The 25,778-nt window shown below is 68.6% G+C and carries 24 protein-coding genes; 10 read left to right on the forward strand and 14 right to left on the reverse strand.

Going from position 1 to position 25,778, the window contains the following annotated elements; all coding sequences use genetic code 11:
- The first annotated feature begins 667 nt into the window (after positions 1–667).
- Positions 668–1,873 (forward strand): cytochrome P450, encoded by a 1,206-nt coding sequence (locus ACFW0G_RS07720; RefSeq protein ID WP_378324051.1) that lies wholly within the window; start codon positions 668–670, stop codon positions 1,871–1,873.
- A 16-nt stretch (positions 1,874–1,889) separates the two neighbouring features.
- The gene (locus ACFW0G_RS07725) at positions 1,890–2,771 is read left to right on the forward strand and encodes a hypothetical protein (RefSeq protein ID WP_378324052.1); all 882 of its coding nucleotides are present in this window, start codon (positions 1,890–1,892) and stop codon (positions 2,769–2,771) included.
- Between the two features lie 91 nt (positions 2,772–2,862).
- On the opposite strand, the gene ACFW0G_RS07730 is transcribed toward ACFW0G_RS07725, so the two are convergent.
- The 3 genes from ACFW0G_RS07730 to ACFW0G_RS07740 form a co-directional block, all read right to left on the reverse strand.
- On the reverse strand, positions 2,863–4,092 hold the full coding sequence (locus ACFW0G_RS07730) for a hypothetical protein (RefSeq protein ID WP_378324053.1): 1,230 nt from the start codon (positions 4,090–4,092) through the stop codon (positions 2,863–2,865).
- A 139-nt stretch (positions 4,093–4,231) separates the two neighbouring features.
- Positions 4,232–6,004, reverse strand: a complete 1,773-nt coding sequence (locus ACFW0G_RS07735) for a serine/threonine-protein kinase (protein ID WP_378324054.1) — start codon at positions 6,002–6,004, stop codon at positions 4,232–4,234.
- A gap of 151 nt (positions 6,005–6,155) precedes the next feature.
- Complete coding sequence (locus ACFW0G_RS07740) at positions 6,156–6,443, reverse strand: hypothetical protein (RefSeq protein WP_378324055.1); 288 nt, start codon at positions 6,441–6,443, stop codon at positions 6,156–6,158.
- A 112-nt stretch (positions 6,444–6,555) separates the two neighbouring features.
- Between ACFW0G_RS07740 and ACFW0G_RS07745 the strand changes: the two genes are divergently transcribed.
- Together ACFW0G_RS07745 and katG are read left to right on the forward strand one after the other, a co-directional pair.
- A complete protein-coding gene (locus ACFW0G_RS07745; RefSeq protein WP_378324056.1) occupies positions 6,556–6,981 on the forward strand; it encodes a Fur family transcriptional regulator in 426 nt (141 codons plus the stop codon).
- A 24-nt stretch (positions 6,982–7,005) separates the two neighbouring features.
- Positions 7,006–9,282 carry a catalase/peroxidase HPI gene (gene katG / locus ACFW0G_RS07750; protein WP_378324057.1) on the forward strand — a complete coding sequence of 759 codons (2,277 nt, stop codon included), beginning with the start codon at positions 7,006–7,008 and terminating at the stop codon, positions 9,280–9,282.
- A 67-nt stretch (positions 9,283–9,349) separates the two neighbouring features.
- Here the strand turns inward: katG and ACFW0G_RS07755 are convergent, their stop codons facing one another.
- Complete coding sequence (locus ACFW0G_RS07755) at positions 9,350–9,955, reverse strand: HSP18 transcriptional regulator (RefSeq protein ID WP_378324059.1); 606 nt, start codon at positions 9,953–9,955, stop codon at positions 9,350–9,352.
- 107 nt (positions 9,956–10,062) lie between these two features.
- Between ACFW0G_RS07755 and ACFW0G_RS07760 the strand changes: the two genes are divergently transcribed.
- Entirely contained in the window at positions 10,063–10,503 is a 441-nt protein-coding gene (locus ACFW0G_RS07760) for an Hsp20/alpha crystallin family protein (RefSeq protein WP_378324060.1), read from the forward strand.
- A gap of 185 nt (positions 10,504–10,688) precedes the next feature.
- Positions 10,689–11,120 (forward strand): DUF6292 family protein, encoded by a 432-nt coding sequence (locus ACFW0G_RS07765; protein ID WP_378324061.1) that lies wholly within the window; start codon positions 10,689–10,691, stop codon positions 11,118–11,120.
- 61 nt (positions 11,121–11,181) lie between these two features.
- Here the strand turns inward: ACFW0G_RS07765 and ACFW0G_RS07770 are convergent, their stop codons facing one another.
- The 9 genes from ACFW0G_RS07770 to ACFW0G_RS07810 form a co-directional block, all read right to left on the reverse strand.
- Positions 11,182–12,390 carry a Gfo/Idh/MocA family protein gene (locus ACFW0G_RS07770; protein WP_378324062.1) on the reverse strand — a complete coding sequence of 403 codons (1,209 nt, stop codon included), beginning with the start codon at positions 12,388–12,390 and terminating at the stop codon, positions 11,182–11,184.
- A gap of 4 nt (positions 12,391–12,394) precedes the next feature.
- The gene (locus ACFW0G_RS07775) at positions 12,395–13,279 is read right to left on the reverse strand and encodes an SIS domain-containing protein (RefSeq protein WP_378324063.1); all 885 of its coding nucleotides are present in this window, start codon (positions 13,277–13,279) and stop codon (positions 12,395–12,397) included.
- Between the two features lie 25 nt (positions 13,280–13,304).
- Entirely contained in the window at positions 13,305–14,615 is a 1,311-nt protein-coding gene (locus tag ACFW0G_RS07780) for an alpha-glucosidase/alpha-galactosidase (RefSeq protein WP_378324064.1), read from the reverse strand.
- The gene (locus ACFW0G_RS07785; protein WP_378324065.1) at positions 14,612–15,562 is read right to left on the reverse strand and encodes a carbohydrate kinase family protein; all 951 of its coding nucleotides are present in this window, start codon (positions 15,560–15,562) and stop codon (positions 14,612–14,614) included. The genes ACFW0G_RS07780 and ACFW0G_RS07785 overlap by 4 nt, the downstream gene beginning before the upstream one ends.
- A gap of 30 nt (positions 15,563–15,592) precedes the next feature.
- Entirely contained in the window at positions 15,593–16,471 is an 879-nt protein-coding gene (locus ACFW0G_RS07790) for a carbohydrate ABC transporter permease (protein ID WP_378324066.1), read from the reverse strand.
- Positions 16,468–17,418 (reverse strand): carbohydrate ABC transporter permease, encoded by a 951-nt coding sequence (locus ACFW0G_RS07795; RefSeq protein ID WP_378324067.1) that lies wholly within the window; start codon positions 17,416–17,418, stop codon positions 16,468–16,470. Before ACFW0G_RS07795 ends, ACFW0G_RS07790 begins: the two co-directional genes overlap by 4 nt.
- Before the next feature lie 10 nt (positions 17,419–17,428).
- The gene (locus ACFW0G_RS07800) at positions 17,429–18,739 is read right to left on the reverse strand and encodes an ABC transporter substrate-binding protein (protein WP_378324068.1); all 1,311 of its coding nucleotides are present in this window, start codon (positions 18,737–18,739) and stop codon (positions 17,429–17,431) included.
- A 48-nt stretch (positions 18,740–18,787) separates the two neighbouring features.
- Complete coding sequence (locus ACFW0G_RS07805; protein WP_378324070.1) at positions 18,788–19,603, reverse strand: endo alpha-1,4 polygalactosaminidase; 816 nt, start codon at positions 19,601–19,603, stop codon at positions 18,788–18,790.
- Between the two features lie 225 nt (positions 19,604–19,828).
- Positions 19,829–21,043, reverse strand: coding sequence for a P1 family peptidase (locus tag ACFW0G_RS07810; RefSeq protein ID WP_378324071.1), 1,215 nt, complete (start codon positions 21,041–21,043; stop codon positions 19,829–19,831).
- Between the two features lie 191 nt (positions 21,044–21,234).
- On the opposite strand from ACFW0G_RS07810, the gene ACFW0G_RS07815 reads away from it, so the two are divergent.
- Complete coding sequence (locus ACFW0G_RS07815; RefSeq protein WP_378324072.1) at positions 21,235–22,332, forward strand: S1 family peptidase; 1,098 nt, start codon at positions 21,235–21,237, stop codon at positions 22,330–22,332.
- Between the two features lie 180 nt (positions 22,333–22,512).
- On the opposite strand, the gene ACFW0G_RS07820 is transcribed toward ACFW0G_RS07815, so the two are convergent.
- Entirely contained in the window at positions 22,513–23,841 is a 1,329-nt protein-coding gene (locus ACFW0G_RS07820) for a helix-turn-helix domain-containing protein (RefSeq protein WP_378324073.1), read from the reverse strand.
- Positions 23,842–24,056: 215 nt separating this feature from the next.
- Here ACFW0G_RS07820 and ACFW0G_RS07825 point away from each other — a divergent pair, with 215 nt between their 5' ends.
- Genes ACFW0G_RS07825 through ACFW0G_RS07835 form a run of 3 tightly spaced genes read left to right on the forward strand, consistent with a single transcriptional unit; the run spans position 24,057 to position 25,662 of the window.
- The gene (locus ACFW0G_RS07825; protein WP_378324074.1) at positions 24,057–24,317 is read left to right on the forward strand and encodes a hypothetical protein; all 261 of its coding nucleotides are present in this window, start codon (positions 24,057–24,059) and stop codon (positions 24,315–24,317) included.
- Between the two features lie 11 nt (positions 24,318–24,328).
- Entirely contained in the window at positions 24,329–24,808 is a 480-nt protein-coding gene (locus ACFW0G_RS07830) for a glycine-rich domain-containing protein (RefSeq protein WP_378324075.1), read from the forward strand.
- Positions 24,805–25,662, forward strand: a complete 858-nt coding sequence (locus tag ACFW0G_RS07835) for a phosphotransferase (RefSeq protein ID WP_378324076.1) — start codon at positions 24,805–24,807, stop codon at positions 25,660–25,662. The genes ACFW0G_RS07830 and ACFW0G_RS07835 overlap by 4 nt, the downstream gene beginning before the upstream one ends.
- Positions 25,663–25,778 lie beyond the last annotated feature (116 nt).

A 25,778-nucleotide genomic window follows, 5' to 3' on the forward strand; every position in this document is an offset into this window, starting at 1 on the left:
CGCGCGGCGAAGGTGAGCGTCGGGAGATGTCTGCTCCGCTGTGTAACTGTCAAAGAACACGCCAGCCCATCGGAAATGGGTGACGAAAAGCACCGGCGGGAGGAGTCGAACCCCCGGAAAACGGTTTTGGAGGCCGTTGCGCTTCCCAAGCTCGCCGGTAAGAAAAGAATTGTTCAGGGTGCGTCGAACAGAGAAAGCCGCCCGGATCGGTTTCCCGATGGGCGGCCCCCTTGACATGACAAGTGCTAGGTCATGGTGGGGAGCCCACACCGCTCAGACGTCCGTGTTCCTGCCAGGAGAAGGGCATCCGGTGGTCGTTCGGCGAACACGGGCAGGCGATCGCGGCGGCCGGACACCGGCGCTGCGCCTCTCGCTCCCGCATGTTCGTCATGGCCACTCCTCCGCTTGCTGGTGTGCATTCATCATCACGCACCCGGCAGGCACCGTCAATCATATTTCGGGGAAAGCTCGGTCGACCGAATTCACGCCGGTGAGCAGGGTCGGAGCGGCTTCTCAGGCCATCGGTGCTTCCGGCGCCTGGGACGCGTACGCGAAGGGAGTTTCGGCGTAAGATTCCAAAACTTTGAGGCACGGTTCCCCTTGTCGTCGAAAGGTCGCGTACATACTCGTCCTTGTGGTAGCCGCGCCCGGCGCAGAGGAGAGCTGAGTGGATGACGTGAGTTCGCCGGTTTTGCCCGAACTGGCCGCCCAGTGGGACGGACTCGGTCTCGACCCGGAGGTCCCGCGGCGGCGTGATTCCGGTGAGGTCTACCGGGTGCGGTCGCCGCTGGGGCACGAAGCGACCCTCTTCAGCCGCTATGACGATGTCCGGGCCGTGCACGGCGACCCCGAACGCCTGCGGCTCGACGCGATCGGCCCGTCGCCAGGTCTGGCCGCCGCGGGTGTCGACGACGAGCAGATGAAACACCGCCGTGCCGGGCGGTTGCTGATGCTGGATCCCCCCGAGCACACCCGGCTGCGGCGGCTGCTGACCGCGACGTTCACGGTCCGGCGGGCCAGGGCGCTGGCCCCGCGGATCCAGGAGATCGTCGACGAGCACCTCGACGCGATGGCGGCCGCCGGTCCGCCCGCCGATCTGGTTTCCGCGTTCGCGCTCCCGGTGCCGTCGCTGGTGATCTGCGAGCTGCTCGGGGTGCCGTTCGCCGACCGGGCCGAGTTCGGGGCGCGCAGCAACCGGTTCATCGACACGACCATGGACCCGCGGGAACGGCTGCGGCTGGACGCCGAAGCCGACGCCTACATGCACACGCTGGTCGCGCGGCACCGGGAAAACCCGGGGGAGGACCTGCTGAGCCTGTTGATCCGCGAGCACGGCGCGGGCGCGCTGTCGGACGAGGAGCTGGTCGGCCTGGCGGATCTGCTGCTCATCGCCGGCCACGAGACCACCGCGAACGTGATCTCCCTCGGCACACTCGCGTTGCTGCGCCATCCCGGCCAGCTCGCGCTGGTGCGCGACGATCCGAGCGCGGTCGAGGACGCGATCGAGGAACTGCTGCGCTACACCTCGGTCGTGCACGCCGGTTTCGTCCGGGTGGCCGTCGAGGACACCATGATCGGCGGGCGTCCGGTGCGGCGTGGCGACCACGTGGTGACCTCGCTGCCCGCGGCCAACCGGGACCCGGCGCTGCTGGAGGACGGGGACGCCCTCGACGTCACTCGCGGCCGCTGCCCGCATGTCGCCTTCGGGCACGGTATCCACCATTGTCTCGGCGCGACGCTGGCTCGCCTCGAACTGCAGCTGGCGCTTCCGGCGTTGCTGCGGCGGTTCCCCGGGCTGCGCCTCGCCGCCGCTCCCGTCTTCAAGCACCGGGCGCTGATCCACGGTCTGCGGTCCCTGCCCGTGGCCTGGTGATCTCTCGAAAGGAACGATGTTGACGCTCGACGAACAATCCGCCGCCGCGTTCCCGGCCGAGGCCGACTTCCCTGACCGTCGGGAGGTGGTGCAACGGTTCGGTGATCTCGCGCCGGACGGCACGACGAGCACGGTGGCGTTGTCGCGCCTGTTCGAGCATCCGCGCGTCGGCCTGCGCTTCTCGCGTTTCGACAAGCTCGCGGCCGAAGGCGGGTTCGGGCCGTTCCACATCCTGTTCGTCGGCCAGTGTGTCGAACGGCGGACGGCGTTCGGCGGGACCGGCGAGACCATCCGGATCGGCACCGGTGTCCGGGCGATCGGACGGTCCTCCTATACCTACGGTCAGGGCATGTTCGCCGGCGGGCAGCTCGTCGCGACGGCCGAGGCCACCATCGTGCTCGCCGGCAAGTCCGGGCCGATCACCTTGCCGGACGAGCTGCTCGCCGACCTCGACGAGCTGCGGCTGCCGGGAACGGGCGCGTCCGCCGCGTCGAAACCCGATCCGCGCCGTCGCGAGCGGCGGTACTACCCGGCCGCCGCCACCGTCCACGCCCGCGTCGGGGACGTCGACCTCAACCGGCACGTCAACTACATCGCCCAGCTCGGCTGGTACGACGAGGCGATCGCGGCGCATGCGCACGGCCTGCTGGGAGACGGCTCCGCCAGGAAGCTCCCGCGGTTCCTCCCTTGGCGCTACCAGGTGAACTACCTCGGCGAAGTCCTTTATCCACGCTCCTACGACCTCGGGATCGCCGTCAGCGGGCACGACGAGCACACCGTGCACTACGAGCTGGGGCTGTTCGACGGCGAACAGTGCCTGGGGACGGCGGACGCCACCGCGCCGCGTGGTGCGCTACCCGCCGCCGGGCTCACGGACGCGGCGCCCCGCGAGGGGTGAGGTCCCCGGGGACCTTCGCGGCGCTCAGTGCTGTCAAGGACCCCTTCACGGCGCCGGAGTCCACAAAGGACTCCGGCGCGGGTCCATCTCGTCAGCGCGTATCGCAGCCCGGGTAGCTCTTCGGGCACGCGGTGAAGCGGATCGGATGGGCATTGATCATCGCGGCGATCGTGGGCCAGTTGTTGACCGGCTGCCCGGTCAGATAGGTCCACATGAGATGACTGGCGTGCAGATAGTCCTCGCCGTTGTTGTAGATGTCGAGCGGGGTGAAGGGCGCTCCGGCCCCCTGGAACTGGGTGCCGAGCAACTCGGGCTCGTCGACGTTGTGGATCACGGCGATGCTGCCGGTCAGGTTACCGCATCCCGTCCCGGGGTAGCCCGTCACGCATTGCTGCCCCCAGGTCAGCTCCTTGGGCGGCGAGAACTTGTCGGCCGCGGTCTTGCCCAGCAGATCCGGTCCGCTCTCCGCGACCCGGTGCGCGTTCTGGAACAGGACCAGCGCGCTCGTATCGGCCTGGTTGCCCATGAAGTTGTTCTCGATGACGACGTTGGTGTTGGGAAGTGCGGCGGTCGCGGCGGTCAGCATGCGTTCCAGCTGGCCCAGTTGCGTGGTGTCGTTGTAGCCGCCGCCTTCGCCGACCTGGGAGGCGGTCTCGGTCAGCACGATGCCCTCGACGTCGGGATTGCTGTTGTAGCGTGCGCCCAGTGCCTGGAGCAGCGCGATGAGACGGTCGTTCACGGCCTGCCGCCAGACGGCGGCGGTGATGGAGAGCCCGCCGCCGCCGTACCACCAGCCGCTCGTGCCCGCCTTGGGGGCGGACCCGTAACTGGCGGGGTCCGTCGTCAGATAGCTCGGAATCACCTTGGTGAGAAAGCCACCCGGATCCTGGTGCTTCGCGTGCAGGAACCCGCTCGACGAGATCCCGATGATCAGCTTCTTGCGTGGAGCCGGGTTTCCCTGGTTGAGCCGCGCCAGTTCCGCGTCGATGACCGAGAAGTTGTAAACCCCTTTGCCGGTCTCGAGCGCCGCCCAGTAGTAGTTGCCCTTCCAGCCTCGGACGTTGGGCGAGGTGTTGACGACCTGCAACTCGTTGCCTGCCATGCTCGCCGGGGTTCCCGCGTCGTGCCACCAGTCACTCGTCATGTAGTGACCGGGGTGCCATTTGATGGTGCCGGCCACCGTGGAGTGCGGCGCGGCCGCGGCCGCGGACGGCGCGACGGCCATGCCGCCCCCGCTCGCCGACAACACCACCGCGCCGGCGAGCCCGGCGAGGCGGGCCGCTCGGCGAGTGCTCCGGAACCCCCATGTTCTCCCTGACATGCAGTTGCTCCTTCTCGTCGCGCCGACCTCGTGAGCCGGCGTCCCCGATGAGCCGAGGCGACCTCCGGCGTCACCTCCGTCAAGGAGATACGAGAGCGGGTTACGCGCCGAGGCGGTGGCAACGCCTCGCCGTCGCGGTCTATCGGGGCAACCGGGTGGCAACTGCTTCGCTGACAGCGGTGGCGATGGCGCAGTAGTCGAAACCGGGCCCCTCCTCGCCGGTCACGGCGACGAGCACGAGTTCGACCTTGGAGTCGCCGCGCCGGTCGGAGAACGCCCGGTGCACGGTCCGCACTACGCAGCTTCGCGGGCCGTAGTCGCCCGGCTCGACGAACGCGTCATGGCCGGCGAGCCGGATCGGTCTGCCGTCCGCCGCGTTGGGTGAATGGTGCTGGTCGTACAGGATGTGCAGCGTGGCTTTCTTGAGGGTGCTGTCCCAGCGGCATTCCCAGTTGCCGAAACCGGGCTTCGGGCGGTGCGCGTTCACGCCGGGGAGCCGGGACAGCGCGTCGCCGGTCGGCAGGGCGCAGGCGTCGGTCATGGCCAGCGACCCTTCCGCGAACGGCCGGTCGCGGCGGTCCAGCGTGCCGCGGTGAAGCCGTTCGGTGGCGGCCGAGGTCGCGACGTCGGCGATGGCGCACAGATCGACCGCGGGAGGAGGATCGTCCAGCTCCGCGCTGACCTCGACCTCGTGCTCGGCGGAGACGAGTATCCGGCGAACGCATTTGCCGTCTTCGCCCGGGTTGGCCACGACCTCGAAGGTGCCAGGCCGCACCGGAACCGGTGGGCGCGCGTTGTTCAGTTCGGTCTTCACGTCCACCGGCTTGTCCGCGCCGACGGCGATTTCGATGTCGCAGCGGTTGAAATTGCCATATGACTCGTACACCGTCGTCCTGCCGAACCGCCGCAGCCCGCCCTCGTCGGTCAGCGAACACGGGGCGGCCGTGCGCGGATCGCCGATCGCGTCCGCGGCCGCGGACGGCGTCGGGCCGGGGGACGAACCACCGATGACGTAAGCGAGGACGACGATCAGTGCCAGCGCGGCCGTGGCGATGCCCCAGTACCCCGGCCGGCGCCACCACGGCCGCCGCGGCGGCTCCTGGATCACCGGCGGCGGGCTCCATTCCCCCGTGGCCTGCACCAGCCGCTGCCAGACCTGTTCCGCGTCCGGCCGCTTCCGGGGGCGCTCGGCCAGCATCTCCGACAGCAACGGAGCCAGCGGGCCCGCCCGGTGCATCTCGCCGATCCGCGCGCGGCGGGCCCGCGCCAGCACCTCGGCCGGATCCCCGTCACCCCAGGGCGAGTTTCCTTCCACCGCGGCGAAAAGCGTGGCGCCGAGCGAGAACACGTCCGATGCCTTGGACACGGGCGCTCCGTCGGCGACTTCCGGCGCCAGGCAGCCCGGAGTTCCGCCGACTTTCCCGTCGGCGGTGAGCGTCACCTCCTGCCACACCGAGATCCCGAAGTCGCTCAGCTTGGCGAGATCCTCCTCTGCGACGAGGATGGTGCCCGGTTGCACGTCGCCGTGCAGCATGCCGACGGCGTGCGCGGCGGACAGCGCGGCCGCGATCTGCCTCCCCACGCGCGCGGTCCGCTCGGGGGGCAGCGGGCCGTCCCGCCACAGGATCTCGGCCAGGCTCTCCGACGGCAGGTACTCCATCACCAGCCAGCAGCCGTCATCGTTCACCACGTCGAAGACCGCGATCGCGTTCGGGTGGGAGATCCGCGCGGCGGTCTCGGCTTCCCGCCGGAGCAGGCTCCGCTGAGTCCCGTGAAGGGGCGCGTGGGAACGTTTGAGCGCCACCGTTCGCCGCAGCCGCCGGTCGTACGCCCGCCACACCACGCCGGTGCGGCCCGAACCGCAGTGCTCGTCGAGGCGGTACCGGCCGCCTACTACGTCACCGGTGTGCACCGGAGCAGTATAGGGAACTTTGTTGCTGTGAAGGGGTCCTTCGGTGCGTCGGATGCTATGAAGGTCCCCTTCAGGGCCTCTGGGCTGCCCTTTGTCGCGAACGCGTCGTTCGCGACAAAGGGGCGTGGCCCCCGTCGACACCGCGCGCCGTTCACGACCTCCGCCCGAGCAGGCGGCAGACAGCCTTCTCCAGGACGTGTTGAGCCTGTTCGCTGTCGAGCCGTTGCGCGCGTTTCAGCGCCGCGGCGATCGTCCGGCCCTCGCGATAGGCCGTGACGACCCGAGGGTCCACATAGGACGAACGGCGGACGGCGGGGGTGTTTCCCAGCGCTCGCGCGACATCCCGCATGACGGCGGCTTCCGCGCGCTTCCGGTCCCGGTCCGAGGAGGCGGTGTCCGGTAGGAGAAGCCGCGGCCGCGCCGGATCCGGAAGATCCACAGTGGACCTTTCGGGACCAGCTGGGTTCCGCTGTCCGGGTTCCCCTGTGTGGGTGGCGGTGCGCCGGGCACAATTTGACCCGTTCCAGACAAGCGGCCTACGGTGGTGGGCGATGTCCGACTTCGAGTCGCAGCTGCGGGCGGCCTCGTTGCGCGTGACTCAGCCGCGTCTGGCCGTGCTCGCCGCGCTGCGTGACCATCCGCACGTCGATACCGAGACCGTGATCGCGCTGGTGCGGGCCGAGCTGCCGACGGTGTCCCACCAGGCGGTCTACGACGTGCTGCGGGCGCTCACCGGCGCCGGCCTGGTGCGGCGCATCCAGCCTGCGGGCGCGAACGCCCGCTACGAGTCCCGGGTGGGGGACAACCACCACCACGTGGTGTGCCGCTCCTGCGGGGCGATCGCGGACGTCGACTGCGCGGTCGGCCACACCCCCTGTCTCACCGCCTCGGACGACCACGGATACGTGATCGACGAAGCGGAGGTCGTCTTTTGGGGTATTTGCCCCGACTGCGCGGCCGAACCCCAACCGCAATGATCCGCGAGCCCGGAAGGCAGGCAGATGAGCGACGACAACGAAAACGTTTCCTCCAGCGCGCAGGGCGTCGATCGGCAGGCGGCGGAGGGATGCCCGGTCGCGCCCGGCTCCGCGACCGCGCACGGCAGCGAGAGCGAGAATCCGGCGATCGACTCGCCGACCCCGAAGACGGGCGGCCGTCCCCGCACGAACAAGGACTGGTGGCCCAACCAGCTCGACCTCTCGGTGCTGCGCGCCCATTCGCCGAAGAGCAACCCGCTGGGAGAGGACTTCAGCTACGCCAAGGAGTTCGCCAGGCTCGACGTCGAGGAGCTCAAGCGTGACGTCGTGGCGGTGCTCACCACCTCGCAGGACTGGTGGCCCGCCGACTTCGGCCACTACGGCGGCCTGATGATCCGGATGAGCTGGCACTCCGCGGGCACCTACCGCATCGCCGACGGCCGCGGCGGGGCGGGCGACGGCGCTCAGCGTTTCGCCCCGCTCAACAGCTGGCCCGACAACGTCAACCTCGACAAGGCACGGCGCCTGCTGTGGCCGGTCAAGGAGAAGTACGGCCAGAAGATCTCCTGGGCCGATCTTCTCGTGCTCGCCGGGAACGTGGCACTGGAGTCGATGGGCTTCAAGACGTTCGGCTTCGGCTTCGGACGTGAGGACACCTGGGAGCCCGAGGAGATCTTCTGGGGTCCGGAGGACGACTGGCTGGGCGACGAGCGCTACGTCACCGATGCGGAGATGGTGCCCGAACTCGGCGCCACCGAGATGGGCCTCATCTACGTCAACCCCGAGGGGCCCCGCGGCAGCGCGGACTTCCGCGCGGCGGCGCACTTCATCCGGGAGACCTTCGCCCGGATGGCGATGAACGACGAAGAGACCGTCGCGCTGATCGCGGGTGGCCACACCTTCGGCAAGACGCACGGCGCCGGCATCGCCGACGACCACGTGGGCCCGGAACCCGAGGCCGCCCCGCTGGAAGCGCAGGGCCTCGGCTGGCAGAGCACCCTGGGCAGTGGCAAGGGCACCGACGCGATCACCAGTGGCCTCGAGGTGACGTGGACCGACCGGCCGACGGAGTGGAGCAACCGCTTCTTCGAGATCCTCTTCGGCTACGAATGGGAACTCACCACGAGCCCCGGCGGCGCCAAGCAGTACGTCGCCAAGGACGCGCCGGAGATCATCCCGGACCCGTACGACCCGGACAAGAAGCACAAGCCGACCATGCTCACCACCGACCTGGCGCTGCGCTTCGATCCGACGTACGGGCCGATCTCCCGCCGCTTCATGGAGAACCCGGACGAGTTCGCGCTGGCGTTCGCCAAGGCCTGGTACAAGCTGCTGCACCGCGACATGGGCCCGGTGAGCCGCTTCCTCGGGCCGTGGGTGCCGGAGCCGCAGCTGTGGCAGGACCCGGTGCCGGACGTCGACCACGATCTGGTGGGCGAGTCCGACATCGCCGCGCTCAAGGCGAAGGTCCTCGAATCCGGCCTCACGACCGCGCAACTGGTCACCACCGCGTGGGCGTCCGCCGCGAGCTTCCGGTCCACCGACAAACGCGGCGGCGCCAACGGCGCCCGGATCCGCCTCGAACCGCAGCGCGGCTGGGAGGTCAACCAGCCCGAGCAGCTCGCCTCGGTCCTGGAGAAGCTGGAGGGTATCCGGCGGGAGTTCAACGAGGCGGGCGGCGCGAACATCTCGCTGGCCGACCTGATCGTGCTTGCGGGCTCGGCCGCCGTCGAGAAGGCGGCGCGCGACGCCGGTGTCGAGGTGACCGTGCCGTTCCATCCCGGACGCACCGACGCCGCCCAGGAGCAGACCGACGTCGAATCCTTCGCGGTCCTCGAACCACGCGCCGACGGCTTCCGGAACTACCTGCGCGCGGGGGAGAAGCTCCAGCCGGAGGTCCTGCTCGTCGATCGCGCCTACATGCTCAACCTGACCGCCCCCGAGATGACCGTGCTCGTCGGCGGGCTCCGCGTTCTGGGGGCCACTCACGGCGGCTCCCGGCACGGCGTGCTCACCGACCGGCCCGGCGTGCTCTCCGGCGACTTCTTCACCAACCTGCTCTCACCGGGGACCCGGTGGAAGGCGTCGGAGTCCGAGGAGAACGTGTACGAGATCCGTGACGTGGCCACCGACGAGGTGAAGTGGACCGCGACCGCGGTCGACCTGGTCTTCGGCTCGAACTCGCAACTGCGGGCGCTCGCCGAGGTCTACGCGAGCCGCGACGCCCGTGAGCGGTTCGTGCACGACTTCGTCGCGGCCTGGACCAAGGTGATGGAACTCGACCGGTTCGACCTCGCCTGATTTCGTCCGCGGGCCCGGCCGATCCCTGGGGATCGGCCGGGCCTGTCGCATGTGGACGGACCAGGGCTCACCCACGTCCTCGGCGGTGGTCGATGGTGGCCTGGCGGAGCTGGTCGGTGTGTTCGGTGAGCGTCCGGAGCCGGTTGGCGAGGTCACCGTGTTCGGCTCCCAGATGGGAACCGGCCTCGGCCAGGGGCGGCAGGAGTGCGGCGGCGTCGTCCTCGCCGAGGGCGTCGCCGAGCTGTTCCATCGCCAGCCTGCCGGGCTTGTCGAGACCGTCGACCGCGCTGACCTGACCGGCGAGCTGGCGCAGCGCGGCGGAATTGCGGCGGGCCCAGTCCGACACCGCGCGGTCGGCGGCGCGCCGGTCCCGCTGGGCGTCCACTCGTGCTTCGCGGGTGCCCTCGCCACCGGCCGAGGGCTGCAGTCGCAGGTAACGCCGTTCGGCGGCCTGGCGGCTCGCCACGCCGAGCGCGGGAGCGAGGATGGCCCAGCTGGTCCCGCCGGCGCGGGCGGCGGTGATGAGTTCGGGTTCCCAGGCGGCGATCTGGCCGCGCAGCAGCCGTAACGCGTTCAGCGCGGTCAGCAACTGGTCCGGGGCGGCCGAGCCCTGTCGCACCGCCGAGACGACGTCGTGGATCGTGCTGATGGTGGCGATCGGGTCTTCTTCCACGGCTGTCATCCTTTCGACGACGCGGTACTTGTCATCGTTTCGATGACATGTTAGAACGAAGGTGCGTGTTGACGCCAGCCCAGTTGCCGACCAGGAGGTGGATCCCGATGTTGATGCGCACCGACCCGTTCCGCGAGTTCGACCGGCTGACCCAGCAGGTGTTCGGTGGTGGGGCGCCGGGGACGTGGTCCAAGCCCGCGGCGATGCCGATGGACGCCTATCGCGCGGGGGAGGAGTTCGTCGTCTGCTTCGACCTGCCGGGGATCGATCCCGCCGCGATCGAGCTGAACATCGAACGGAACGTGCTGACCGTCAAGGCCGAACGCCGGCCGCTGCCGACCGGTGACGACGTCCAGATGCAGGTCGCCGAACGTCCGCTGGGTGTCTTCTCCCGGCAGCTCTTCCTCGGTGACACGCTGGACACCGAACACATCCACGCCGACTACGACGCCGGGGTGCTGACCCTGCGCATCCCGATCGCGGAGAAGGCCAAGCCGCGCCGCATCGAAATCTCCGGAGCCTCCGCGCCCAAGGAGATCAAGGCGTGACCGGCGCGAGCGCTTGACCGCGTGACCGGGCCGGGACGGGAGACGCCGGGCGCCCCGGTAACGCGGTTTCGGTTCCCCGCCCGGCGGTTCCCGGCGTGCCGCCATGTGCTCGCGGTGACGGCGACGGCGGGTCGCGTGCTCGCGGCCCGCCGTTCCCCGCGCCGCACGGAAAGGGTGTCGCAGCAATGACCGCAGCGATCGGCTTCCCCGCCGCCCACCAGCACCGCGCGACCCGTTCCCTGCGCGGTTACCTCGCCGAGGTGGCGGGGCTGCTGGGCATCGGGCTCGAGTCCTGCGTCATCGACCACGACCGCCCCGTCTCGGCGTATCTCGCGCTCGACGGCCGCCTGCCCCATCATCCGGACCGCGACGTCGCGCTGCTGTGGGACGAGTGCCGCGGGTGGTCGATCGCCATCGAGACGCATTCCGGCGAAGACCTCATCGTGCTCCGCTACCTGGGCGGGAGCACGCCGGTGCCGGACCCCCGCCGGGTCGCCCGGTTCGTCGAGGCGATGCGAGCAGGGGATCACCGTCCCGGTCGCCCTGACCCGGTTTCGTTGCGCGAAGCCGGGGATCTCGACGACCTCGCCGCGTTACTGGCCGGGCCGCGGTCGTGACCGGGGCCGGGGCCTCGCATCCACAAAGGACAGACGTGCGACCCACCCACGAATTGGCCCGTCACCGTGGCCGCGCGGTGCGGGCGGTGGCCTGGTGTCCGTCGAAGTACCGGACGAGCGCGGGATCCGGCGGCGTCACGTCGACCGGGGCACCGCCGGAGCGCAGGGAATTCGTGGCGGCGACTCCCGCCGCGACAGCCTCGCGGGCCGCGACAGGTGATGTCTCGGTCGGGCCGCCTTCGGCGACGAACCGCAGGAACTCCGCGACCAGTGCCGCGTCCGCCCCGCCATGGGAGCCGTCCGGCTCCGGAGCGATCGTGACGGTCAGGTCGCCATCGGGCCGGTAGCCCGATCTCCCGCGGTTCCACACCCTGATCAACGCCCCGTCGCCGCCGACTCCGTCCCCGAAGTTCTCCATCCTTCCTGCGTCCCCGATCACCGTGTAGTTGCGCCAGTAGTCGGGGGTGTAGTGACACTGCTGGTAACTGGCGAAGACCCCATTGTCCATTTCGGACAGCATCATGCTGAGGTCTTCCACGTCGATCACCGGGTTCAACTCGCGCAACGCCGCCGGCGGCCACACACCGGCGTCGAACCAGTCCGGCATCCGCTGTCCGGCCCTGCCTTCGCCGCGACGCGGGTTCGCGCCGTAGACCGTGAGCCCGCCCAGCGCCACGACCCGGCGGGAGAAGCCGCCCGCCAGCCAGTGCAGCACGTCGAGGTCGTGCGCGCCCTTCTGCAGCAGCAGACCGGTCGTGTTGGCGCGTTCGGCGTGCCAGTCCTTGAAGTAGTAGTCCCCGCCGTGCCCGACGAAATGGCGGCACCACACGGACTTGACCGTGCCGATCACCCCTTCGCCGATCAGCGCGCGCATCCGCCGCAGCACCGGCAGATGCCGCAGGTTGTGGCCGACGAACAGGCGGGTCCCGGTCCTCGACGCGGCCGCCAGCATCGCGTCGCAGTCCTCGACCCCGATCGCGAGCGGTTTCTCGACGAACACGGCGACCCCGGCCGCGAGGAACGCCAGCACGGGTCGCGTGTGGACATGGTCGGGCGTCAGTACGAACACCGCGTCCAGTTGGTCCGCGAACATCGCCTCGTACCGGTCGTGCAGCACGACGTCAGCGCCGAATAGGTCGCGGGCGTCCGCACGGCCACGCGGATCCGGGTCCGCGCACGACACCACCTTGGCCGTGCCCGGCAGGTTCGCGAGGGTGACCAGGTCCGCGCGCTGCCCTACGCCGACGACGCCGATTCGCAGTTCCGCCACGGGATCATCCGGCTTCGAGGACGACCGAACGGGTCAGGTGCGCCGGGCGGTCCGGATCCCGGCCCGCCGCGGTGGCGAGCCGGACCGCCAGCCGCTGCACCACGACGAGTTCGGCGAGCGGGTCGAGGCGGCCCTGGCGCAGGTATCCGCCGGTGGCCCGGATCTGCCCGGCCAGCGAATCGGCCACACCCGCCATGCTCCACACCGCGCGGCCCGGTCCGGCGACCGCGATCGGGCCGTGCCGGTACTCCATGGCGGAGTAGGACTCCGTCCACCACGCCGCGGCTTCCCTGACCTTCAGCGCCGCCTCGTTGGCGACGCCGATATGCCAGCCCTCGCCGAGGAACGAAAACTGCTCGGCGCCCAGCAACTCGTCCTCGATCGGGGCGTCCAGCGCCGTTACGACGTCTTTCCGCGCGCGGTCGGTGTCCTGTCCCAGATGCGCACGCAGGAGCAGTAGCTGAGTGGTGGGAAACCGGGTCTGCACAACGGATCGCTCGTCGGCGTAGGGCAGGCAGACGACGTCGTCGGCAAGCTCGGCGACGGGGGAATCGCCGACCGCGGTGATGACGGTGACGCGGGTGCCCGGCCGGGTCCGCTCGATCGCGGTCAGCACCTCGGTCGTGGTTCCCGAGCGGGTCATGGCCAGGACGCGGTCGTAGGGGCGGGCCAGCTTCGCCTCCGACGCCGGGTACACGTCCGTGAGCCCGTGCCCGGCGTCCTCCCGCAACTGCGCATAGCTCTGGGCCATGAACCACGACGTCCCGCAGCCGATGACGGCGACGTGCTCGCCGGGGCGGGGCAGGGCGGCGGCGTGCGCGGGCAGTTCGGCAACGGCGCGTTCCCAGCATTCCGGCTGGCTGGTGATCTCGTCGGTGGTGTACGACATGGGTTTCTCCCGGGGAATGGTGGGGTCAGCTGCCGAGGGTGACGCGCAGGGCGGGCTGCAGCCGGTCGGCGTGCGCGCGGACCAGGTCGTCGCACAGCTGCCAGATCCGCTCGACCGGCAGTGTCGCGGCGGTGGCGGGGTCGGCCATCGCGGCGTGCCGGATGTGCCGCGGCTCGTTCTCCACGGCGGCACGCACGACGAGGTCGTTCATGCTGAGGTAGGCGCGGTTGAGCGCGGCCAGTTGCGGGGGCAGCGCGCCGATCCGGGTCGGCTGCACCCCGGAAGCGTCCACCAGGCAAGGAACCTCGACGACGCCGGAGGCCGGGAGGTTGTCGATCAGGCCGTGGTTCGGGACGTTCCCGTACACCGTGCGCGGGGTCCCGGTGACGATGCTGTGGATGATCTGCGGTGCGTATTCGTTCGTGCCCTCGACGGTCAGCGGGGCGTCCTCGGCGAGCGCGCGGCGGGTCTGTTCGTAGGCCGCGACGTTCTCCTCGACGATGCCGAGATATTCGCCGATGGGCAGGCGAAGGCGCTCGATCTCGCTGTCGTGGTGCAGGTACCACGGCACGTACTCCGAGGAATGCTCGCTGGTCTCGGTGGGGTAGTAACCCAGCCGCCGGAACATGTCGAAGCGGACGCGACGGCGCAGCTGTTCGTCCTTTTCGGACAGTTCGGCCAGCCGGGGGTACAGGTCGGCGCCTTCGTGCTCGAACCGCAGTACCCACGCCTGGTGGTTGACGCCCGCCGCGCGGTAGACGACCTCGGAGAAGGGCACGCCGACGAGGTCCGCGAGCCCGCGCACGGTCCAGTACACCGAATGGCACAGGCCCACCACGCGGGTCAGCCCGGTGGCCTCGGCGAGGTACTGGACGTTCATCGCCATCGGGTTGGTGTAGTTGAGCAGCCACGCGTCCGGGCACACCTCGGCGATGTCCTCGCCGAGTGCCCTGAGGAACGGGAACGTCCGCAGCGCGCGGAAGATCCCGCCGATCCCGAGCGTGTCGCCGATGGTCTGCCGCACGCCGTAGCGTGCCGGGATCTCGAAATCGGTGCGGGTGGCCTCGCCCATCCCGATCTGCACCATGTTGACGACGAAATCGGCGCCCGCCAGTGCCTCGCGCCGGTCGGTGTAGCCGGTGATGCCGGGCTTCACGCCGCGTTCGGCCGCGATGTAGCGGGCGGCGCCGAGCGCGGTCGCCAGGCGTTCGGGATCGATGTCGTGCAAGGCGATCTCCGCGTCGCCCAGCTCGGAATGGGCGAACAGATCGGCGAGCAGTCCCTGGGTGAACACGACGCTTCCGGCGCCGACGAAGGTGATCTTGGGGGTGGTCATGCGGGATCCGTTTCGGTACGAGCGAGGTGGACGAGGACGTCGTCCCACGTGGGCTGGCCGGGGGTGCCGCCTGCGGCGCGCACGGAAAGCCCGCCGCACGCGACGCCGAATTCGAGGGACTTTCCGAGCGCCATGCCCGCCAGCACCGCGGCGAGGAAGCCCGCGTTGAAGCTGTCCCCGGCGCCGACGGTGTCCACGGCGTCGGCCGGGATTCCCTTGGCGGACACCAGCTCGCCGTCGGTACAGGCGAACGCGCCCTGGTCGCCGTCCTTGACGACCACCGCCGGTCCGCGCGCGGCCAGCGCCGTGGCCGCCTCCCTGGCGGAGGACTTCCCGGCCAGGTTCCGGACCTCGGCCGCGTTGGGCAGCAGGAAATCGGTCTCGGGAAGCAACGCCGCGACACCGGCCGGATCCCAGGCTCCGGCCGGGTCGTCATTGGTGTCGACCGACGTCGTCGCGCCGTGCGAGCGGGCGAGACGCAACAGGCGGGGCAACTCGGCCGCGAGCTTCGGCAGGAGGAAGTACGAGGACGCGTGTACGTGCTTGCTGGCGGCGAGCAACTCCGCCGGAACGTCGGCGGCCGTGGTCACTCCGAGCGTCCCGGGAGTGGTGAGGATCGCGCGGTCGCCGTCCTGGGTCAGGATGACGGTGAGCGGGGTCGGGACGTCCGGATCGACGGCCAGTGTGCTGGTGTCGACGCCGCGTTCGGCGAGTGCTTCGCGGACGAACCACCCGGCGGCGTCGTCACCGACCCGGCCCGCGATGGCGACCTCGAGCCCGAGGCGGGCGGCGCCCGCCGCGGTGATGGCCGCCGATCCGCCCAGGGTGAGGCTTCCCGAGTCGACGAGGTGTTCACGCTGACCGAAGGCGAGTGGTGTCCGAAGTGGACCGACGATGACGTCGGGGTTGGCGTCCCCGATCACGAGCAGGTCGAACTGGTGTGACATGAAGTGGTTTTCCCGTGCGGTAGCGCGGAGTCAGCCTTTGAGCCCGCTGGAGGTGATGGACTGGACGAACGTCTTCTGCGCGCCGAGGAAGGCCAGCAGGACCGGCAGGACGGTGATCACGTTGCCCGCCATGACCGCGGCCCATTCGGTGTGGTGCTGCCCCTGGAACGTGGTGAGCCCCAGCTGCAGGGTGTACTGCGTGTCGTGGTTGATGGCGATCAGCGGCCAGGTCAGGTCGTTCCACGTGCTCAGGAACGTCAGCACCGCGACGGTGCTCAGTGCGGGCCGCGACAGCGGCAGCACGATCCGGAACAGCACGCGCAGCCGCGAACAGCCGTCGATCCACGCGGCTTCCTCCAGTTCCCTCGGCAGGGAAAGGAAGAACTGGCGCAGCAGGAACACCGCGAACGGGGTGACCAGCGACGGCACGATCAACGCGCCGAGCGTGTCGATCAACCCGAGCTTCTTCATCACCAGGAAGGTCGGGATCATCGTCAGCTGGAACGGGATCGCCATCGTGGCGAGCATGAGCATCAGCATCACCCGGGACCCGGCGAACCGCATCCGCGCGAAGGCGTACCCGCCCAGCGCCCCGAACAGCAGGTTGGCCACGACGGCCACAGTGGACACGATCAGCGAGTTCAGGAACCAGCGTGGGAAAAGCGCGTTCTGCAGGACGTAGCGATAACCGCCGAAGTCTATTTCGGACGGCCAGAGCGCCGGTGGGAAACGGTTGATCTCCGCGTTGCTCATGAACGAGCTGAGCAGCAGCCAGATCAGCGGAGCGGCGAAGAGCAGCGCCAGCGGCACGAGCAGCAGGTGCCACGGGCTGAACGGAAGCCGCGGGCGGATCCGGGACCGGCGGGCTTCGAACGTGCCGACCGCGGGCAGGGCAGCCTTGACCGTCATCGGGAAACCTCCATGGCACGACGGCGTCCCGGCCTCCGCAGCACCCGCACGACCACCGCGATCACGAGCAAGGCGACGGCGAGGACGTACGCGGCGGCCGCGCCGTAGCCCGCCGTGAAGTTCTTGAACGCCTGCTCCCAGATGAAGTAGACGATCACCGTGGTGGAGCCGAGCGGCCCGCCCTTGGTCGTCACGTAAACGAGGTCGAACACCTGCAGGGAATTGATGACCTGCCACAGCAGCAGGAACACCGTCATCGGGGTGATGGCGGGCAACGTCACGTGCCGCAGCACCTGCCAGCGGCCAGCCCCGTCCAGTCTCGCTGCCTCCACAAGGGACGGTGGGACGTCCTGGAGCGCGGCAAGATAGACCACGACGCAGAAACCGGTCCCGCTCCACAGCGTGATCCCGACGAGAACCAGCAACGCCTGCCCGGGGTCGGAGAGAAACCCCTGGGGTGAAAGGCCGAGGTGATGCAGCAGCGAGTTGGCGACGCCGAACTGCGGGTCGAGGATGAAGGAGAACAACACCCCCTGCGCCGTCGCGGAGATGATGAACGGGACGAAGAGCAGCGTGCGGTACAGGCCGATGAACCTGATGCGGCGGTTCAGCGCCAGTGCCAGCAACAGCCCGAACACGATGCTGAGCGGGACGTACAAAACGGTGTACAGCAAGGTGTTCCCGACGGCCTGCGCGAAATGCGGGTCCTTGGCGAGCGCGTGGTAGTTGTCCAGGCCCACCAGCCTGCTCGGCGTCACCAGGTCGTCGGCCTGGAACGACAGCAGCAGCGACCAGACGACCGGGACGACACCGAGGCCGAGGATGATGAGTACCGACGGCGAGATGTACGCCCACGCCGACGCTGTCTCGCGTCGCCGTCGCCGGCGGATTCCCCGCCTGTCGCCGGGGGATCGGGATACGGTGATCGGGGCCGGTAATCCAGGCATGTGCGAACTCCTAGCGCGGAATGATCAGGGCGGCGTTGGCTTCCTCGGCGCAGGCGCGCATGGCCTCGGCCGGCGTGCTCCTGCCGAGCAGCACGGCGACGATGGCGGTGGCGACGGCCTGGGAAACCTGGGGATACGCCGGGTGCACGGGCTTCACGCGCGCGCTTTCCAGCGCGTGCGCGAAAACCGGCAGCCCGTCGGTTTCCGCGGCCTTCTGCTGCCAGGCGGGCATCGCCTGGGCACGACGGCTCAGCGGCAGGCTGCCCGCGCCGACGTCCCAGCGCACGTCCTGCTCCGGCTGGATCAGCCAGCTCACGAAGGTCCGCGCCGCCCGCACGCGTTCCTCGCCGTTGTCGAACAATGTCCAGGTGTCCGGGCCGGAGATCGTCACGGGCCTGCGGCTGAAGGTCGGGAGCGGGACCACGTGGTAGTCGATTCCGGCGTCGATGATGTCGTGCAGTTGCCAGGGACCGGTGGCCACCATGCCGATCCGCCCCGCGGCGAACGCCTTGTACATCTGTTCGCTGCCCGGTTTGGGATCGATGTAGACGCTCTTGCCGGCGGCGAGATCCCGGAGCACTTCGAGTGCGCGGACGCCGGAGCCGGCGAACCCGATGCTCCGGCCGTCCTTGCCGATCACCTCGCCACCGAGGTCCCACACCAGCGGCCACAGCCGCCACACGGTGTCCTCGTCGCCCGCGCCCGGCCAGCTCGTGCCGAAGGTGCCGTTCTGCGGATCGCTCAGTTTCCGCGCGGTGGCAACGAATTCCGGCCAGGTCCAGTTCTCGTCCGGAAGCGGGATCCCCTTCTGCGCGAACAGTGTCTTGTTGCACACCACGGCGAGGACGTCCAGCATCGCCGGGACGGCGCGGACGCGGCCGTTGAGCGTGACCGCGTCCCGCGCGGACGTCCAGTAGTCCGGCCAGGGCGTGGGGCCGGAGTTCACCAGGTCGGTCACGTCGACCACCTGCGGGCTGCGGGCGACGCTGGCGAGGTCCGCCCCGAAGACGTAGGCGATGTCGGGATAGGACCCGGACGCCAGTGCCGCCGTCACCTTCTGGAGCATCGCGTCGGCCAGGACGCCGCCGCCCATGTCGACCCGGATGCCGGGATGGGCGTGCTGGAAGTCGGCGACCAGCTCTTCGACGACCTTGCGGCCGACGTCGTTCTGCCCGTGCCACAGCTCGATCGTGACGGGTCCGCCGGAACCGGCTTGCGCGTTCGAGGCGCAGCCCGCCAGCGTGGTGCCGAGTGCCAGACCGCTGACACCCTTGAGGAACCCGCGCCGGGAAAACGGCGCGGAGGAACCACGAACGTCCATCGGTTTCCTCCGGAAATGCGGCAGGGACAGGGAAATCGCGCGAGCCGCTCAGCAGGTTTCGCGGACGTACTTGGCGCTGCCCTGCGGGGAGACGTCCCGGTCACGCCGGACGACGCTCAGGCTGCCTGCCCACTTGTCGCAGGCGTTGGCCAGGCCCTGGCCGGTGTACTCGATGACGATCACGTGGTTGCCGAAGGCCGGGGTGTACTCGCCACAGTTGTTCTGCTCGCCGCATTCCTCGGCGACGGCGAAGTCCAGACCGTTCTGCTGCCGTCGATCGGAAAGCTCCGAGGTGTTCTTCTGCGCGATCGCGAGCCCCTTGCTGTGGGCGTGCGCGGAAAGCAGCCGGATGTAGGCCTGCGCGTCGTCGGCGCTCAGCAGATTCTGCGAACGGGTGAAGCTGTCGTAGTTGTCGGGCTCCACGGCCTGATATCCCTTGGCCGCGCACTGGTCGATCCAGCCGTCGACCTTCGCGGCGATCCGCTGCCGCTTGGCGTCCGTGCGGACGTCCAGCAATGCCTCGTTCCAGTCCTTGTCCACGACCACGGTGCCGTTCGCGTCGCGCAGGAGCAGGTCGGGATCCCAGCTGCCCTCGGCGCCGCGCTGGGCCTGGAAAGTGTTTACATAGCAGATGTTGTAGAGCCCGGGGGCGGGCGCGGCGTCGTGGTCGCGGCTCACCACCCCGACACCCGACGGCGGCTGGTAGGCGCCGCCGATCTGGTAGTCGAATCCGGCTCCGGCCGGTGGCGGCGCGACGGTGTGCGCCTCGGCGGGGGAAGGGGTGGCCGTGGCGGAAGGGGAGCAACCGAGTACGGCCGAGAGGGCGGCGGCACAGCTCAGCACCTGAACGCGGGTGAAGTGCATCAGTGAACTCCGGGATGCTGGTGGGCACGACCCCGCCTCGGACGAGTACCCGTCCTGGCGACTCAGGCCGGACTCGTGGCTACCGCCACCTACCGGCTGGGCGTACCTCTCACGCCGGGCGTTCGTTCCGACGTGCCTAGGAGTAAAGCCGAGCAAATCCAGTCATGTCAAGTGCCTGATTTTGCTCGTTACAGTGCTGCTTCGAGCAAGAACAAGCATGCTGGCTCAAGGATAAAGCCGGTGCCGCTGCAGGATTCCGACGAGTTCGGGCAGCGGCAATGCCTCACGGGTGCCGAGATTCCCGGTCATGCGCTCGGCTTTGGTGGCCGAGTTGAGCAACGCTTCCTGGGTCGCTTCGACGACGGCGTGGAAGAACGGGTCGATCTCGTCGTTGTCGATCGCCTTGGCCTCGCGCAGCGGTGCGGGCTCGCCCGGGCGGATGTCGTTGCCGGTCGAGAAGGCGAGGTAGATGTCGCCGTCGCCGTTGGACGCGACACCCCCGACCAGGCCGAGGCCGATACCCGCGCGTTCGGCGAGCCGGCGGCACTGGCCGGGCAGCAGGGGCGCGTCGGTCGCGATGACGACGATGCACGAGCCCTGGGACTTCTCCGGCGCGGGACTCGGCGGCGGGGGCAGTTCCGCCCCGACCGGCGCGCCCTTGACCAGGAGATCGCGGGGTCTGCCGAAGTTCGTCTGCGCGAAAACCCCGACGGTGTAGGCGTTTCCGTGGTGATCGACCCGGCGTGACGAGGTTCCGCTGCCGCCCTTGTAACCGAAGAAGGACATGCCGGTGCCGCCGCCGACGTTGCCCTCGGCGGGCAGGCCGCCCTTCGCGTCCGCCACCGCTGCCCGCACGTGGTCTTCGGTGATCCAGAAGCCGTCCATCTGGTTCAGCGGGCCGTCCCAGGTCTCGGCGACCACCGGCAGCCGCCAGGTGAGTGCCTTGTTCCGCTCGGCTTCGAGCTTGACGAGGGTGTCCCGGACGATGCCGACCTGATGGGTGTTGGTGATGCCGATGTTCGAGGTCAGCCAGCCGGATTCGGCGATCCAGTGCGCCCCGGTCAGTTCGCCGTTGCCGTTGTGCGCGTGGATTCCCGCGTAACAGTGGTTGCGCCAGACGGGTTCGTCGCGGGGCACGATGACCGTGACGCCGGTCCTGGCGATGTTCGGCGGCGGGCCCGGCCGGTCGAAGATCACCGTCCGGTAGCCGACCGCGACGCCGGGTACGTCGGTGATCGCGTTGTACCGGCCGGTGGGCAGTTCGCCGATGACGACGCCGAGTTCCCGCAGCCGGTACCGCCGGCCTCGCCGGATTCCCTCCCGCACTTCGGGTGGTATTTCGCCCGCTTCGGCGGTGCCCGAAGGGATCGCCACCGCCGCGGCGGCGGACGCCTTGAGCATCGTCCGCCGGTCCACCTTTTCCCGCGCTGACCGCTTCACGAGCGCCTCCCGGGTCACCAGGGTGAGACCCGAGCATGGCACGTGCAGTGTCGTCCGGGGAAGCCCAGCGGATTGCCTATCGTCCACTGTGGACTGGTGGAAACGCCCCTACGAAGGTGGGTTTTCAGCGCCATGGCGTGGGAGGAACCTGGACCTCGCCTTGCCGCGCCCGACCGGAAGGAATCCTTGCGATGAAACGACTACGACACCGTGCCGCGCTGCCACTGGCCGCCGCCTGTGCCACCGCGGCCGTGGCCGGAACCCCGGTGGCGGCCGCGCCGCACGGCACTTTCGCGCCCTCGGCGGCGTCCGTGGCGATCGCCCGGCTGGTGTCCACCACGGGTGCCGACCCGGCGCACGCGGCGCACGTGCTCGCGGTCCAGCGTGCCGGCGCGGCGAAGGTCCAGGAACTCGACCGCAGGCTCGGTGCTCGCTCGGCGGGCGGCTACCTGGATCCGCGCACCGGCTCGGCCGTGGTCAACGTGCTCGACGCGCGGGCGGCCGAGACGGTCCGCGCGGCGGGTGCCACCCCGCGTCCGGTGCGGTACGGCACCGCGGAACTGACGTCCGTGCAGGCGGCACTGCACCCGGTGCCGAACACGGCGACCGGCCTCGACCCGGTGGCCGATCAGGTCGTGCTGACCGTTTCCGACGCGGCGCCCGCCGAGGAGGCCGCGGGGCTGCTCGACGCGGCACGCGGGTTCGGGGACCGGGTCCGGGTCGAACGCGCGCACGGCGTCTTCCAGCCGCTGATCTACGACGGTGACGAGATCAGCAACGGGCAGTCGGTCTGCTCCGCCGGGTTCAACTCGAACAAGGGCGGCCAGAACTACATCGTCGACGCCGGGCACTGTGCCCAGGGTTTGCCGTACTGGGAAGGCATCGGCCCGACGGAAGACGCCCGGTTCCCCGGGACGGACTACAGCCTGATCCGCAACGACTCCGGGGACGCACCGGGCGCGGTGGACCTGTACGACGGTTCCACGCAGCCGATCACCGCCGCGGGCGACGCCACGGTCGGTGAGCAGATCTGCAAGAGCGGGCGCACCACCCAGGTCACCTGCGGTTCGGTGCAGGCGCTGAACGAAACCGTCGACTACGGCGACGGCCAGGTGGTGCGCGGCATGGTGAAGACCGACACCCACGCCGATCACGGCGACAGCGGCGGCCCGTGGTACGACGGCGCGACCGGGCTGGGCATGACCGGCGCGGGCGACACCGTCTCCGTGACGTGGTTCCAGCCGCTGACCGCGGCCATCCGCGCGTACGGGGTCACCCTGAACCGCTGACCGTCCTCTGTGGATCCGAGTGGATCGTTCCGTGGGGCCTCTCCGAGGGAGTCGGAGGAGGCAGACTCACAAACCGAAAAACTCCCGCTGACCGCTGAAACCCGACAAGATGTGAACCACGCCACAATGCCGGGTACCGGGTGCCTGCCGTACGTCGACGATGGGCGCCCGGACACCCGGCTACAGCTCAAGCCCAAGCCAAGACGCGTAGCCGGACAGCGCCTCTGAACGTCGACGCTGCGCCTGGACAAGTGCGGTCACGGTGTCTCGGGTCATCGGGTGGCGCCGCGCCTGCCCTGGTGCGACCAGCCGAGCACGCTCAAGCTCACGTAGCGCGTGGTCGGGTTGGTTCAGCCAACGGTAGGCACGTGCCATGTCCAGGTGGTGGTGCCCGATGCGCGTTGGTAGCCAGTCAGACGGGAAACGGAGGCCCGCGCCAGCTTCGACCGCGCGGCCATGCTCCCCGATGGTGCCCAGCGTGACGACACGGTGAATAGCTACGTTGGTCGGCCCGAATCCGAACCAGAACGTTTCTGGGTCCTCTCCGGTGATCTCAGCGACGCGGGCGGCCTCGTCCAGGTGGTTCGCCATCGCGTCACGGTCACCCGTCTGAGCGGCAATCACGGAGGCACCGAGATGGAGTTGCCCCCGTGCGAGGAACGCTCCCGGAGCATCCTTCGCCCCGTCCAAGTGCCGCACGCCTGACTGATTGAGTCGCCAACACGCTTCGTAGTCACGAAGTCGGAGGTAGGCCGTGACGCGGAGGTATTCACGGGCAGCACGCAATCCCGGCGCGCGGTCTCCCGCTTGCTTGGCTGCCCAATCCATCCGACTCAAGGCGCTTACGGAGAGCGTGTTGTCACCTAGCGCTATGCCGACAGAGTGACCGCACCGGCTAGTCAGCGCCAGAAGTGCCCACGCCGCTTCCTGCTCACGGCCCGTGAACGTCATAGCCGCCAAGTGCAACTCAGCCAGCAACGCGGGCAGCAGCGCCACCATCGGTTCGTACTGTGCGGCCTGCGCAAGTTGGTTGACGTGCCGGACGTCGGCGCGCAGCACAGCCAGCGGTCTGGGCCGAACCGACGAATCCGGCGGCAAGTCGAGAAGGTCGAGCGCGGACCGTACCGGGGTCAGCAAGTCGCCCAATTGATCACCGCGCCGTTGCCACTCGAACCGATGCCACGCTAAGTGTTCGACGTCGGTTCCAAGCCCATCGGCGACGCGCCCCAGAAACTCGGGTGTTGGCTCGACCTCGCCGCGCTCGACCTTGGTTACCAGGCTTTTGCTGTAGCTGATGCGCGCGGCAAGTCCCGCCTGAGTGAGTCCGGCCATCTTTCGCGCTGTAGCGATCCGGCCACCGATTCCCGCCAAGTCCACGACCACATGCTCCCGCCTGTCCGGCCGTTCCGCCAGGTTACGCCGATCAGGTTGCCATTTTCTTGTCACTCCGCATCGCTGCCCGCTCGTAACGTGAGCCACTGGGACAAGATCAGGTCTCGCGTACCACATGTGGACAGGGCCTGATCACGTCTCACCGCTACAGCAGCCTTGCCCTTGACCGCCAAGTTTCAGGCAGTCGGCTGTAGCTCGTGGCGCCAGAGGTTTCGATCAGCGCTCCTGGTGCCACACCCGAGCAGCCGGACGGGCGGGGAAGATCCTCACCCTCACAAGGTAGGCGCGGCACCCTGCCCGGCCAGTGTCCGTGTACGTCGAGAGGTGTGGCCATGAAATACACGGGTGAACGTGTGGAGATTGGTATCCACGCCTCTTGCAAGGTCCGCGCGATCCCCATGTACCGGGGCGGAAGTCCCGCACTGTCGTTTGTGGACGGATCGGACGAGCTGTTCTTCGTCACCGGCGATTCCTGGGCAGACCTCCATGTAGCCATGGAACACGCAGTCTCCCAAGCTCGACAGTGGCTCATCTTCCACCGATTTTGCATGGATCTACTCAACATGCTCTACGGGGCGATTACGCAGAAATAGAGGGAAAGCACGTGACCATTGCAGTCGAGCATCTGACCGGGCAGGGCCTAGTTTCCGAAGTACTATTTAGGCGGCTGGCGAACCGAATCATCGAGAAAGAAGGAATTTCGACTGGTAAATCCGAAAGGATCGTTGATCAGGCATTGGCGTTCCTGGCAGCGTGCGGAAAAGCTACCGAACCGTTGGCGCCGAGCGAAACCGTCGATATCGGATGGCACACGTTTATTCTCTACACGCGCGAATACGTCGAATTCTGTGACCGGATTGCCGGCCGGTTCATCCATCACGTTCCCGACGACGAGAACGAGAAGGCACCCAAAGTGAAGGCGCAGGACCAGATTGGGCGCACGGTGAAAGCTATCCGTGCCGCTGGTTTCTACGTTGACGAAGAGTTATGGGTGGGTGCTCACGGCGTCGTGGGGAGCTGCACCGGGTGTCACAACGGCTGTCACGAGGACCCGCCGCCACCGCCCGCTACGATGTCCGCATGAAACACGAGTGGCAGGATCTTCCGGCGTCGGTCAGGGCGGCCGTGACGGAAAAGCTCGGCTCGTCTGTCCTGGCCACGTCGTACCCGGCGAAAGGTCGAAGTTCGGACCTGTCCATCACAGTGGAGACAAGGCAAGGCCCGGTTTTCCTGAAAGGGATTCAGGTCGGCGATCGTAGGGTCAGAATGCACCGGAACGAAGCCAAGGTGAACGGGATACTTCCCGATCTCGCACCTAGGGTTCTCTGGGAAATCGAGACTGACGGTTGGCTCGTCCTCGGATACGAGCACGTCACCGGCCGCTATGCTGATTTCTCGCCAGGATCACCCGACCTTCCCTTGCTCGCGAATGCCGTCTCGACGCTGGCTGTGGAATTGACGCCAAGTCCTGTTGCCGTCGATAGCCTCGCTGTCCGTTGGGCGAAGGTTTCACCGTGGAAACGATTGGCCGGAACCCCGGAAACTTTGGACGACTGGGAAACGAAGAATATCGTATCACTACTAAAACTCGAATCCCAGGCAATCGGCCAGATGGACGGCCCGGGGCTGATTCACTCCGACATTCACCAGTACAACGTGATCATCGGTGACCGGCTTCGACTAATCGACTGGGCTTGGTCCTGCGCTGGTCCGAGGTGGGCTGATTCGGCTTTTCTGGTGCTCCGGCTGATCGGGGCAGGACACACACCGAAGCAGGCCGAATCATGGGCTGGCCAGATAGCAGCATGGCAGGAATCGACAGAGCGTGAACGAGTGGCGTTCTCGGCGGCCGTGCTCGGCATGTGGCGGTACCGGAAGCATTTCCCTGAACTGATCGGGGCAGCACGAAATTATGTCCGGTATCTCACAGAGAAGTAGCAACAACTGGACCGGTGCCGGGAAATCGGCGGGGGCCCTTCCGTTCAGATCACCGAGCAATTCGCTTAGGGTCGTCCATCTGCAAATCGCTGGTTTATGCGTTCGGTGAAGAGGAT

The organism is Amycolatopsis sp. NPDC058986, assembly GCF_042741125.1.
GTDB lineage: Bacteria > Actinomycetota > Actinomycetes > Mycobacteriales > Pseudonocardiaceae > Amycolatopsis.

What these genes read in the sequence shown, in the direction of transcription:
- ACFW0G_RS07730 (WP_378324053.1), bottom strand. Translation starts at nt 4,092, where the DNA reads ATGTCAGGGAGAACATGGGGGTTCCGGAGCACTCGCCGAGCGGCCCGC.
- ACFW0G_RS07725 (WP_378324052.1), top strand. Translation starts at nt 1,890, where the DNA reads ATGTTGACGCTCGACGAACAATCCGCCGCCGCGTTCCCGGCCGAGGCC.
- ACFW0G_RS07785 (WP_378324065.1), bottom strand. Translation starts at nt 15,562, where the DNA reads ATGTCACACCAGTTCGACCTGCTCGTGATCGGGGACGCCAACCCCGAC.
- ACFW0G_RS07775 (WP_378324063.1), bottom strand. Translation starts at nt 13,279, where the DNA reads ATGTCGTACACCACCGACGAGATCACCAGCCAGCCGGAATGCTGGGAA.
- katG (WP_378324057.1), top strand. Translation starts at nt 7,006, where the DNA reads ATGAGCGACGACAACGAAAACGTTTCCTCCAGCGCGCAGGGCGTCGAT.
- ACFW0G_RS07765 (WP_378324061.1), top strand. Translation starts at nt 10,689, where the DNA reads ATGACCGCAGCGATCGGCTTCCCCGCCGCCCACCAGCACCGCGCGACC.
- ACFW0G_RS07780 (WP_378324064.1), bottom strand. Translation starts at nt 14,615, where the DNA reads ATGACCACCCCCAAGATCACCTTCGTCGGCGCCGGAAGCGTCGTGTTC.
- ACFW0G_RS07795 (WP_378324067.1), bottom strand. Translation starts at nt 17,418, where the DNA reads ATGCCTGGATTACCGGCCCCGATCACCGTATCCCGATCCCCCGGCGAC.
- ACFW0G_RS07760 (WP_378324060.1), top strand. Translation starts at nt 10,063, where the DNA reads ATGTTGATGCGCACCGACCCGTTCCGCGAGTTCGACCGGCTGACCCAG.
- ACFW0G_RS07815 (WP_378324072.1), top strand. Translation starts at nt 21,235, where the DNA reads ATGAAACGACTACGACACCGTGCCGCGCTGCCACTGGCCGCCGCCTGT.
- ACFW0G_RS07805 (WP_378324070.1), bottom strand. Translation starts at nt 19,603, where the DNA reads ATGCACTTCACCCGCGTTCAGGTGCTGAGCTGTGCCGCCGCCCTCTCG.
- ACFW0G_RS07790 (WP_378324066.1), bottom strand. Translation starts at nt 16,471, where the DNA reads ATGACGGTCAAGGCTGCCCTGCCCGCGGTCGGCACGTTCGAAGCCCGC.
- ACFW0G_RS07825 (WP_378324074.1), top strand. Translation starts at nt 24,057, where the DNA reads ATGAAATACACGGGTGAACGTGTGGAGATTGGTATCCACGCCTCTTGC.
- ACFW0G_RS07800 (WP_378324068.1), bottom strand. Translation starts at nt 18,739, where the DNA reads ATGGACGTTCGTGGTTCCTCCGCGCCGTTTTCCCGGCGCGGGTTCCTC.
- ACFW0G_RS07820 (WP_378324073.1), bottom strand. Translation starts at nt 23,841, where the DNA reads ATGTGGTACGCGAGACCTGATCTTGTCCCAGTGGCTCACGTTACGAGC.
- ACFW0G_RS07745 (WP_378324056.1), top strand. Translation starts at nt 6,556, where the DNA reads ATGTCCGACTTCGAGTCGCAGCTGCGGGCGGCCTCGTTGCGCGTGACT.
- ACFW0G_RS07835 (WP_378324076.1), top strand. Translation starts at nt 24,805, where the DNA reads ATGAAACACGAGTGGCAGGATCTTCCGGCGTCGGTCAGGGCGGCCGTG.